Annotated in this window: 11 protein-coding genes; 5 read left to right on the top strand and 6 right to left on the bottom strand. The window is 66.1% G+C overall.

The features are described 5' to 3' along the window. Positions 1-26 precede the first annotated feature (26 nt). The gene (locus ACI1V7_RS21400; RefSeq protein ID WP_404533873.1) at positions 27-557 is read left to right on the top strand and encodes a DNA-deoxyinosine glycosylase; all 531 of its coding nucleotides are present in this window, start codon (positions 27-29) and stop codon (positions 555-557) included. A 61-nt stretch (positions 558-618) separates the two neighbouring features. On the opposite strand, the gene ACI1V7_RS21395 is transcribed toward ACI1V7_RS21400, so the two are convergent. Then, positions 619-960, bottom strand: coding sequence for a YciI family protein (locus ACI1V7_RS21395; RefSeq protein WP_404533872.1), 342 nt, complete (start codon positions 958-960; stop codon positions 619-621). A 441-nt stretch (positions 961-1,401) separates the two neighbouring features. Here ACI1V7_RS21395 and infA (ACI1V7_RS21390) point away from each other — a divergent pair, with 441 nt between their 5' ends. After that, entirely contained in the window at positions 1,402-1,665 is a 264-nt protein-coding gene (gene infA, locus ACI1V7_RS21390; protein ID WP_404533871.1) for a translation initiation factor IF-1, read from the top strand. Here the strand turns inward: infA (ACI1V7_RS21390) and ACI1V7_RS21385 are convergent. Further along, entirely contained in the window at positions 1,662-2,219 is a 558-nt protein-coding gene (locus ACI1V7_RS21385) for a cysteine hydrolase family protein (protein ID WP_404533870.1), read from the bottom strand. The two genes, infA (ACI1V7_RS21390) and ACI1V7_RS21385, sit on opposite strands and share 4 nt — an antisense overlap. A gap of 299 nt (positions 2,220-2,518) precedes the next feature. Here ACI1V7_RS21385 and infA (ACI1V7_RS21380) point away from each other — a divergent pair, with 299 nt between their 5' ends. Beyond that, positions 2,519-2,779 (top strand): translation initiation factor IF-1, encoded by a 261-nt coding sequence (gene infA, locus ACI1V7_RS21380; protein ID WP_404533869.1) that lies wholly within the window; start codon positions 2,519-2,521, stop codon positions 2,777-2,779. Between the two features lie 89 nt (positions 2,780-2,868). Here the strand turns inward: infA (ACI1V7_RS21380) and ACI1V7_RS21375 are convergent, their stop codons facing one another. Together ACI1V7_RS21375 and ACI1V7_RS21370 are read right to left on the bottom strand one after the other, a co-directional pair. Next, a complete protein-coding gene (locus tag ACI1V7_RS21375; RefSeq protein WP_404533868.1) occupies positions 2,869-4,038 on the bottom strand; it encodes a tetratricopeptide repeat protein in 1,170 nt (389 codons plus the stop codon). A gap of 88 nt (positions 4,039-4,126) precedes the next feature. After that, positions 4,127-4,990 (bottom strand): HDOD domain-containing protein, encoded by an 864-nt coding sequence (locus tag ACI1V7_RS21370; RefSeq protein WP_404533867.1) that lies wholly within the window; start codon positions 4,988-4,990, stop codon positions 4,127-4,129. 150 nt (positions 4,991-5,140) lie between these two features. On the opposite strand from ACI1V7_RS21370, the gene ACI1V7_RS21365 reads away from it, so the two are divergent. Beyond that, complete coding sequence (locus ACI1V7_RS21365; RefSeq protein WP_404533866.1) at positions 5,141-5,710, top strand: DNA-3-methyladenine glycosylase; 570 nt, start codon at positions 5,141-5,143, stop codon at positions 5,708-5,710. A 48-nt stretch (positions 5,711-5,758) separates the two neighbouring features. Here ACI1V7_RS21365 and ACI1V7_RS21360 read toward each other — a convergent pair whose 3' ends face one another. Together ACI1V7_RS21360 and ACI1V7_RS21355 are read right to left on the bottom strand one after the other, a co-directional pair. Then, positions 5,759-7,456 carry a methyl-accepting chemotaxis protein gene (locus ACI1V7_RS21360; RefSeq protein WP_404533865.1) on the bottom strand — a complete coding sequence of 566 codons (1,698 nt, stop codon included), beginning with the start codon at positions 7,454-7,456 and terminating at the stop codon, positions 5,759-5,761. A gap of 50 nt (positions 7,457-7,506) precedes the next feature. Beyond that, positions 7,507-7,956, bottom strand: a complete 450-nt coding sequence (locus ACI1V7_RS21355) for a cache domain-containing protein (protein ID WP_404533863.1) — start codon at positions 7,954-7,956, stop codon at positions 7,507-7,509. 348 nt (positions 7,957-8,304) lie between these two features. Here ACI1V7_RS21355 and ACI1V7_RS21350 point away from each other — a divergent pair, with 348 nt between their 5' ends. Then, complete coding sequence (locus ACI1V7_RS21350; RefSeq protein WP_404534171.1) at positions 8,305-9,627, top strand: KamA family radical SAM protein; 1,323 nt, start codon at positions 8,305-8,307, stop codon at positions 9,625-9,627. Positions 9,628-9,636 lie beyond the last annotated feature (9 nt).

The raw sequence follows: 9,636 nt of genomic DNA, 5'->3' as shown, positions 1-9,636 counted from the left end.
GACGGCGCCACGGCTACAATCGCACGATGGAACCACCTCTCCTCACCGGCCTCGCCCCCGTCATCGCCCCCGACACCCGTATCCTGATCCTGGGCAGCTTCCCCGGCGCCGCCTCGCTGGCTGCCCAGCAGTACTACGCCCATCCCCGCAACCAGTTCTGGAAACTCGTCGGCGCCCTGGTGGGCGAAGACCTGTACGCGCTGCCCTACGAGAAGCGCCTGCCGCGCCTGCTGGCACACCGCGTCGGCTTGTGGGACGTGCTGGCCGCCTGCGAGCGCGAAGGCAGCCTCGATTCCGCCATCAGGAAACCCGCCGCCAACGACTTCGAGCGGCTGCGGCATCTCTGCCCGCAACTGGAAACGGTCGGCTTCAACGGCCAGGCATCGGGAAAATTCGCGCCGCAGTTCGCGGAGCACGGCTACCGCACGGTGGTGCTGCCGTCGAGCTCTCCGGCGCACATGGCGATGACGTTCGAGCAGAAGTTGGTGGTGTGGCGGCGGCTGATGTCCACTGCGGATGGACCCGCTGGCATGCCTGCGCAGGGGACGTTGCTATAAACGATGTTACGGGGGCAGACAAAGAGTCGGCCGGAACAGGGCAAGGAGCTTGACCGCTGTCTCAACTTTCGGGGTCAAAGTAGAACTCGCGAAGTTCTTGCGAACAGCGGCAGGCGGCGGCGATCTTGGCCGCCCATTCAATGGCAACGGTCCTGGACGGAAGCTCGAGTACGCAAAAGCCCCCATCGAATTCCGTCGTTTGCGGATATGTCTCGGTTGTGCAGCTTGCGTCAGCCGCAACCATCGTCGACGCAACTTCGGCGTTGATGCCGCCGCCGAAGACGTAGACCCCGGCAGCCTTTGCCTCCCGGATCACCGCGTGCGCAGCCTCGCTCACGGCAGCCATGTCCTCGGCAGGAACATGCATCGCGCTTGCAGGGAAAGAAATAAGAAACTTTGTCATGGTTCGATGCTCCCGGGTTTGCCCCACGGTTTGCGTAGCCTGTTTATCGCGCTGTCCGTCCGGCTTGCGCGTGGCGCCTCTTTTCTTATCAATATAGCACCGGCAGGGGGCTGCCATCCCGCCGCACGGTGAAGCGTGTTACACTGCATCATCGTCGCGGCTACTGCGGCCGGACGATTTCCAGAACGGTGCAGTGCGCGTCACGTGACGGCGCCTGCCAGCCAGCCGCCCGGAAGCGCCATCCGATACGCCCATCGCAATTCGGCGTCCCATTGAAACGAAGCCCGCAGCAAGCGGGCTTTTTTCCGACTTGTCCCGTCCTCCCAGCGAGGGGATGCGGCCATCACTACCGTCCCAAGCGGCGTCGCGGATCCACGATTCGCGACCGGGCCGCATTTGCAGGCACCGCGGTTGCCTGCCCATGTCTTACAGGGAGTCCACATGTCAAAAGAAGAACTGATCGAAATGAACGGCGTCGTCGCCGAAGTGCTGCCGGATTCGCGTTTTCGCGTGGATTGCGACAATGGCCACAAGCTGATCGCCTACACGTCCGGCAAGATGCGCAAGAATCACATCCGTATCCTGGCCGGCGACCAGGTCAGCCTGGAGCTGTCGCCCTATGACCTGAGCAAGGGCCGCATCACGTTCCGCCATATCGAAAAGCGTGGCGCACCGGCGCCGCGTACCGGTTTCCGCCGCCGCTAATCATCAAGGGCGGCCAGCGCGCCCGCCGTGTCGACCACGCGGGCGTATTCGCCGTCGAGGTTCGCCAGCGCCATGAGGTGCACGTCCTGGGCGCTGCGCAGCGTGCCGCCGTAATCGTGCTTGTCGAATGCGAACGTCGCGTCGCTGACGACCAGCACGTCGAATCCCAGCTGTCCCGCCGTGCGCGCGCTGGCTTCCACCGAATTGTTGGTGCTGACGCCGACGATCACGAGGCGCGCGATGCCGCGCACGCGCAGCCAGCGTTCCAGCCCCGATTGGACGAAACAGTCCGGCACGTTCTTGTCGACGACGTGGGCATCGTCCGCCGGCTTGAAGCGTTCCTGGAATTCGGCGCCTTGCTGGCCCGGCCAGAACGGCGAGCCGGGCGTGCGCGAGACATGACGCACATGGATCACGGGCGCTTCGGCGCGGCGCCAGGCGGCCAGCAGCGCGGCGATGCGCTCTTCGGCATCGGGATTGTTGCGCGCGAGGAGCGGATCGGCCATCCCCTTTTGCATGTCGATGACGATGAGGGCAGGCGGAAGCGGTGACATGATGGCAAGAGCGCTGTCGAAGCGGCTGTCGAAACGTCAAGAATAGCGCGCTTCGCCCGAGCCGTGGCAGAAAATGGCGGGAAATTCGGATTTCCCCCTTTTTTTCTGCGGCAACGTCCCCATATCGGATGCATCCCCAAGTTCACGGCCCCTGCCATCACCGGTGTGCCGTCCTCTTTCCCCGACCATTGACGATAGCCCGGCGCCAGGCGTTGGCCGCGGCATTGGCATCGCCAGTGGCATCGTCATTGAAGCGAGGGAAAGGCTTGGTCCGTCACGCACATGAAAGGACACGCACCATGAAAGAAGAGCTGATTGAAATGACTGGCAAGGTCACCGAAGTACTGCCGGAACTGCGCTTCCGTGTCGACCTCGAGAATGGCCATCAACTGATCGCCTACACGTCCGGCCGGATGAAGAAGAACCATATCCGCATCATCGCGGGCGACCGCGTCAAGCTGGAGATGTCGCCGTACGACCTCAACAAGGGACGCATCGTGTTCCGCCACCTCGAGACGCGCGGCGCACCGTCGCCGTCCGCACGTCCGCGCCGCCGCTGATCATCCATCACGGCATTTGAACGGCCGCGCCCTTCGCAGCATACCTGCGAGCGGCGCGGCCGTTTTATCGTCGGCCTCATCGCAGATCTTCACTGCAGGCTCGGGCCGTTCGCGCCCTGGCGCCGCAGGTGCGCCAGCTTGGCCGAGTAGATGTCGCGCGTGTCGCCGCGCGCGCTGTGCTCGACGGCCAGCACCAGGTGTTCGCGCGCCTGCCTGGCATCGCCCAGGCGCATCAGCGCCACCGCCAGCCAGAAGTGGAACTCGTCGGAATAGGGCGCCCGTTTCAGTTCGCGCTCGAATAGCTGGCGCGCCTTGTCGTTGTCGCCTTCCTTCAGCGCGGCCAGGCCCTGGTCGAAGTAGTGAAACGGCGGCACCGGCTCGATGCTGGCCACGCGCCGTTCGATCTCGCGTGCTTCCGCCATGCGGCCCTGCTGCGCCAGCAGGGGCGCCAGGTTCTGCAGCAGCGCCAGGTTTTCCGGTGCGCGGGCCAGGGCGGCGCGCCAGGCGCGTTCGGCCAGCACGAGGTCGCCGTGGCGCTGGTAGATGACGCCGAGTGTGTTGTAGGCGGTGACGTCGCGCGGGTTGGCCGCCACCGCCGCGCGTGCCCACCAGTAGGCGTCGTCGATGCGGTCCTGCACCAGCGTCTCGACGGCACGGTTGTTGAGGAACAGGGCGGCGATCTCGCCTTCGTCCAGTTCGCGCACGCGCAGGTGGGCCGCTTGCGGCGGCGGCAGGAAGTCGACCACCAGCTGGTGCAGCGCATCGGCCTCGTAGCGGCCGGGCACGACGCGCCGGCCGAGCGCGATGTTGACGTGGGACGAGAGCAGGTACAGGCCGCGCTCGCGGGTCCAGGTACCGTCCACCGTCACGCTGCGGAACTGCACGTCCATGCCGAGTTCGCGCGCGAACGCCGCCGTCATGATCACCAGCGACAGGCAGTTGCCAGCGCGCGCCGCATAGGTGCCGGCCGCCGTGCGCGTGGTGCGCGCATCGTATTCCAGCCGCAGGTCGCTCTTGCTGTACAGCGCATCGAGCAGCCCCTGTTTCGGTCCCTTTTCGCGCAGGTGGGCGGCAAAGGCGGGACTGTGCAGGTAGGCGCGCATCTCGGGGCTGAGGGCGAACAGGTCGGCGGTGCCGACGGCTTCGGAGGGCGGCGCGAAGGCGGCGTCGGCAAACAGCGGGGCGGGGGAGGGCGGCGGCGCCACGCTGGCGCATGCGGACAACAGCAGGCACAAGGCCAGGAACGGCAGGCGTTTCATCGTCTCCCCGCGGCGGATGCTCGTGATGGAGCGAGTATCTGCCGATCGGGGAGCGGAGTAAATACCTAGAGCCTACCGGGATAGGCTCTTATTCGTCGTGGAAGGCTTCGAGCAGCTCGTCGAGCAGTTCGGCGGTTTCCTCGTCCGACAGGCCGAGGTAGGCGCAGGCGCGGGCGCCGCCCTTGTTCCATTCGAGCGATTCGGTATGGCCCTGGTACTTGCAGATGGCGTTTTCGGCCAGCAGCGCCAGCGCCACCATCGAGCGCACCACGGGCGCGCTGCTGGCGTCGTCCAGCACGGCGTAGTCGTGGTGGTGCAGGATCGCCCAGCCGACGTCGCCGGACAGGCCCCAGTTTCGTGCCAGCAGGGTGCCGACCGCCGCGTGGCTGGTGCTGTGGCGTTCCTCTTCCAGCGCGGTGAACGGACGCTCGGCTTCGAGCGAGGCGGCGGCATAGGTCGCGCCGTAGTCGGCGAAGCGGTCCATCAGCAGCGGCACGCCGGTGTCGCAGAACAGGCCGAAGGTATGGGCCACGTCCGGCTCGCCGATGCGCAGGCGGCGCGACAGGAACACCATCGCCTCGGCGCGGCGGCTCGACAGGTCCCAGAAGCTGGCCAGCGCCGCGCTGTTGGCAGGAATCGCCTGGCGCGCCAGCAGGCCCGTCATCATGGCGGCGACCTGGTTAATGCCGAGGAACAGGATTGCCTGTTCGATCGACTTGGCCTTGCGGCCGCCGAAGACGGCCGAGTTGGCGAGCTTGAGCAGGGCACCGGACATGCCGACGTCGCTGGCGACGATGCGGCCGATGGCTTCCGGGCTCGGGTCGGACGAGGCGAGTTCACGCTGCAGGTCGGCCAGCAGGCTCGGACGGGGCGGAATGCGGATCGACTTGATCAGGGCGTCGACGGGATCCTCGGCGGCGCTCGGACGCGCCAGTGCGGCTGCTGTAGTCATGGCTGGAGGGGTGTTGCGATGATGCCGCAAAGAAATATCTACAAGGTCGACACTGTACACCAGCTGCGCGGAAGTTGCAGCAAAGTATTGCCTGAATGTAGCAAATTCGACAGTGCGACCGTTCGTTTTTTGCCGTTATAAAATCGCTACATGTCATTATCTACACTCATCGGTATCGATTTCTCCGCGCCCTCCCACGTCGTGGCGCGCCAGCTGATCGGCGTGACGGTACTCGTCGACGGCGTCGGCGGCAGGATCGTGGAAACGGAAGCCTACGACGGCGAGGATCCCGCCTCGCACAGCTACACGGGGCCGACCGACCGTAACTTTGCGATGTTCGGTCCGCCGGCCCATGCCTATGTGTACCGCTCCTACGGCATCCACTGGTGCCTGAACTTCGTCTGCCGCGAAGAGGGACACGGTGCCGGTGTGCTGATCCGTGCGCTGGAACCGGTGGCGGGGCTGGACACGATGCGCGAGCGGCGCGGCACCGCGGACGAGTGGCTGTTGTGTTCCGGACCGGGAAAACTGTGCCAGGCGCTGGGCGTGACGCGCGCGCTCAACGGCCACGCGCTGGACAGCGCGCCGTTCGCGCTGGCGCCGGCCGGTGAAGGGATCGAGGTGGTGGCCGGACCGCGCATCGGCATCTCGAAGGCGGTCGACGTGCCATGGCGCTTCGGCCTGGCCGGCTCGCGCTGGGTGAGCAAGCCGTTCCGTTGATGCCGTCGTTCCCGCCTGCGCGGGAACGACGGCGCTCTTTTCGCGAATCTAGCCGTTGGCGACCCGGCGCGGGCGCTCCGCCTTGCGCGGCTGGTGTTCCAGCGCGGGCCGCACGCGCATCGGGCTGCCGGCGGAACGGCGCTCGGTGGCGGCGATGGCGCCGCCGGCGGATGCATCCTCTTCCTGGACGATGGTTTCCACGCCGTCGATCTGGAATACCGAGACGGCGCGCGCCAGGTTGAGGGTCTGCTCGTGCAGGCTGGTGGCGGCCGCCGCGGCCTGCTCGACCAGCGCCGCATTCTGCTGCGTCATGTCGTCCATGTGGCCGACGGCGAGGTTCACTTCGGCGATGCCCTGGGCCTGTTCGTCGCTGGCCGCGCTGATGCGCTTGATGATGTCGTTCACCTGCTGCACCGAGGCGACCACGCTGCCCATGCTGGCGCCGGCTTCGTCGACCGACGCGCTGCCGTTGTCGATGATCGCGACGGAGTCGGCGATCAGCGCCTTGATCTCCCGGGCCGCCGAGGCCGAGCGCTGCGCCAGCGTGCGCACCTCGCTGGCGACAACCGCGAAGCCGCGTCCCTGTTCGCCGGCGCGCGCCGCTTCCACCGCCGCGTTCAGGGCCAGCAGGTTGGTCTGGAACGAGATGCCGTCGATGACGCCGATGATCTCGACGATCTTGCGCGAGCTGGCGCGGATCGATTCCATGGTCGCCACCGCGCGGTCCACGGCCTGGCCGCCGCTGCCGGCCAGGCGCGCCGCCTCGGCCGACAGTTCGGTGGCCAGGCGCGCATTGTCGGCATTGCCCTTCACGGCATGGGTCAGCGTTTCCATCGCGCTGGCGGTCTGCTGCAGCGAGCCGGCCTGCATCTCGGTGCGCGTGGACAGGTCCAGGTTGCCGCTGGCGATTTCCTTCGACGCCGTGTCGATCGAACGCACCGCATCGAGCACGCTGCGCAGCGTGCGGTTAAGGTTCGAGATGGTCTGGTCGAGGGCGCGCGAGGTGTCCGCGATCTCGTCGTTGCCGGCATTGTTGGCGCTGGTGCCCAGCCGTCCCTCGGCCAGTTCGCGCACGACGCCGGAGATCGCGCCGATGTCGCGCAGCATGGCGCGCCGCACCAGCATCGTCACGGCCAGCGACAGCGCGATCGACAGCAGCACGAGGCCCGCCATCGTCGTGCCCAGCGTGTGGAATTCGGCGCGCGCGGCGGCGTAGGCCTGTTCGCTGAGCGTCTTTTCCAGCGCGGCCAGGTGGGCCAGCTGGCCGTTCAGGATGCCGAATTCCTTTTCCGCCTTCTGCATCGAGTTGGTCGCGATCGACTGGTCGACCTGGGCCATCTCGATGGTCTCCTGCACGCCCTTGCGGTAGGCGGCCAGCGCCGCCAGCGAGGCCTCGACCGGCGCGCGCTCCGCGCCCTCGGCGACGCGCGCCAGGTCGTCGAGCCTGGCCTTGATGGCGGCGTGGCGCGTGCCGATGTCGGCCGCCAGGGCATCCAGCCGGTTCCTGGCGAAGCTGCCGCTGACCCAGGCCAGCAGCTGGTAGGCGTTGGCGTGGACGTACTTGGCGTCGCCGGCCACGTCGGCCACGTCCTTCAGGCGCGCGGCGCGCACCTGCACCATGTTTTCCAGCGATGCGTTCTGGCGCACCATGCCGTAGTAGGCGGCGCCGGACAGCATCAACAGCAGCGCCAGCACCAGGCTCGGGGCCAGCAGCAGCTTCGGACCGATTCGCAGTTTGTTCAGCATTCTTTGCTCCCGCTAGAAAAATGGCGCGGCCGTTCCCGCATCGCTGCGCATCACTTCTTGTACAGGCCCGCTTCCAGCACGACGCCGTCGACGAGCAGGATGTAGGTGGTCTTCGGTTCGATCTTGCCGGTGGTCGGGTTCTTGTACTGGTAGTCGACCCAGCCCTTGCCCTTGCTCGCGGCCAGTTCGATGATCTCGCGGCGGTACTTCTTGCCGTTCGCATCGGGCACGTCGGTGAGATCCTTGCCGACGATCGAGGGGTTGTAGGGGTGGGCCAGCACGATGCCGGTCTTGACGTCACGCAGGTCGACATACAGCGAGCCTTGGACGAAGTCCGGATCCTTGGCGTTGATCCGTTTCATCATCTCTTCCTTGCCTTTGGCCTTGATCAGCGTGGCGCCACGTTCGGCCATGGCGATCGCATCCTTCTCGGTCGGTTCGTTGGCCAGCGCCGGGGCGCAGGCAAGGCACAGGGCGGCAGTAATGGCGAGCAGTTTCATGGGAAATCCTTTCATGGGCTGGGATGTTTCCTAATTGCATTTCGTACTCTACGTCGCGCTGTCCAGCCCCCTGTTGCGATCGCGCAATCAGCTCGAGGTGTGCGCGCGCAAGGACAAGGCTGATAATGCGCATGATGTTCGCCCACACACCGACACACTTGATTCGTGGCAACTCCCTCCGCCAACCTGCTGACTACTATTAGTTCCCGCAGGAAATAGATTCTTCATGTCAACCCACCTTCCACGCAACCTAACCGTCTGGAGACTCCCGTGAGTACCGAAGCGACGCCAGCGAAGTTCAAGCCCTACACCCGCCAGTCGATCGTGCATGCCCGCCAATGGCAGTGGATGAGCCCCGAGTTGCAGGAAGCCGTACAAGTGGTGTCCCATGTGCTGCCGTTCCGCACCAACGAATACGTGATGGAACAGCTGATCGACTGGAGCAGGATCCCGGACGATCCGATCTACCGCCTGACCTTTCCGCACCGCGACATGCTGCCGGCACGCGAGTACGAGCAGCTGCGCGACCTGGTGCTGTTCAGGAAGGACGAGGCGGCCATCGCGAAGCTGGTGCACGACATCCGCATGCGCATGAACCCGCATCCGGCCGGCCAGATGACGCACAATGTCCCGCGCGTGAACGACGCGCCGCTCAAGGGCCTGCAGCACAAGTACAAGGAGACCGTGCTGTTCTTCCCGAGCTCGGGCCAGACCTGCCACGCCTACTGCACCTTCTGCTTCCGCTGGCCGCAGTTCGTGGGCATGGAAGAGATGAAGTTCGATGCGCGCGAATGCACGGAACTCGTGTCCTACCTGGCCACGCATCCGGACGTGACCGACGTCCTGATCACTGGCGGCGACCCGATGATCATGAATACGCGCTCTCTCGCCGAATTCATCGAGCCCTTGCTCAAGCCGGAGCTGGCGCACATCCAGAACATCCGCATCGGCACCAAGTCGGTCGCGTACTGGCCGCAACGCTTCGTGTCCGACAAGGACGCGGACGATTTGCTGCGCCTGTTCGAGAAGGTGGTCGCATCCGGCAAGAACCTGGCGCTGATGGGGCACTACAACCATGCCGTGGAGCTGCGCCAGCCGGTGGCCCAGCAGGCCGTCAAGCGCATCGTCGGCACCGGCGCCACGCTGCGCATGCAGGGGCCGCTGATCCGCCACATCAACGAGGATCCCGCCAGCTGGGCCGAGCTGTGGACCACGGGGGTGCGGCTGGGCGCGATCCCGTACTACATGTTCGTCGAGCGCGACACCGGGCCGCGCGAGTACTTCTCGCTGCCGCTGGCGCGCGCCCACGAGATCTTCCAGTCCGCCTACAGCATGGTCTCGGGCCTGTCGCGCACCGCGCGCGGGCCGTCGATGAGCGCCTTCCCCGGCAAGGTCGTGATCGACGGCGTCGTTACCATCAACGGCGAGAAGCTGTTCGCGCTGCAGTTCCTGCAGGCCCGCAATCCCGCCTGGGTGCGCAAGCCGTTCTTCGCCAAGTACGATCCGCAGGCCACCTGGCTCGACCACCTGGTGCCGGCGTTCGGGCGCAAGAAGTTCTTCTTCGAAGGCGACGATGCCGGCCATGGCCCGGCCGGCCGCGTGGTGCCGATCCTGCCGGCGCCGCGCCAGCACGACCGCCGCGCCAGCGACAGCCAGCCCGATGCCGCCTGAGCCGAGCGT

The organism is Massilia paldalensis, assembly GCF_044901715.1.
Taxonomy (GTDB): domain Bacteria; phylum Pseudomonadota; class Gammaproteobacteria; order Burkholderiales; family Burkholderiaceae_D; genus Telluria; species Telluria paldalensis.
Note: the sequence above shows the minus strand (reverse complement) of the source record. Positions and strands in the feature narration are given on the sequence as shown.